The following is a 495-nucleotide window of genomic DNA, read 5'->3' on the forward strand; positions in this document are numbered from 1 at the left end:
AGCTTATACAGGCCGAGCAGCTGCACCAGCATGCCGTTGAGGCGGGCCAAACCGGCTTCCCCCCCCCCCCCGCCTCCTTTATACGCTTGTGCTTGCCGACGACGCGCCACCCACTGGCTCCCCTTCCGTGCGAGCCCATCGGGGCCACACGTCTCGTGGGCTCGGAGATGTGATAAGAGACAGAGCTTATACAGGCCGAGCAGCTGCACCAGCATGCCGTTGAGGCGGGCGRACTCGTACTCGATCACCCCCCGCTCGCYGGCCCGCYGCTGTTYCTGTCTCTTWTWMACAACTCCCAGCCCACCAGAMGAACYGAGCGGGMTCKKTATGCCGGCTTCTTCTTTNGGCCGAGCAGCTGCACCAGCATGCCGTTGAGGCGGGCGAACTCGTACTCGATCACCCCCTGCTCGCTSGCCTGCTGCTGTTCCGCCGGCAGCCGCGCCCCCCCAGTCCCATGGGGGCGGGGGGGACCCTTTATCTTTTAAACAACTCCAC

General features: G+C 64.9%; 2 pseudogenes. Both read right to left on the minus strand.

Annotated features, from left to right (window positions below):
- Positions 1-182: 182 nt before the first annotated feature.
- Positions 183-257, minus strand: a pseudogene (locus ACQ4LH_RS21210) (sensor histidine kinase); the annotation flags it as partial.
- 80 nt (positions 258-337) lie between these two features.
- Positions 338-457, minus strand: a pseudogene (locus ACQ4LH_RS21215) (sensor histidine kinase); the annotation flags it as partial.
- Positions 458-495 lie beyond the last annotated feature (38 nt).

This window comes from Pseudomonas peli (assembly GCF_050563605.1).
Taxonomy (GTDB): domain Bacteria; phylum Pseudomonadota; class Gammaproteobacteria; order Pseudomonadales; family Pseudomonadaceae; genus Aquipseudomonas; species Aquipseudomonas peli_A.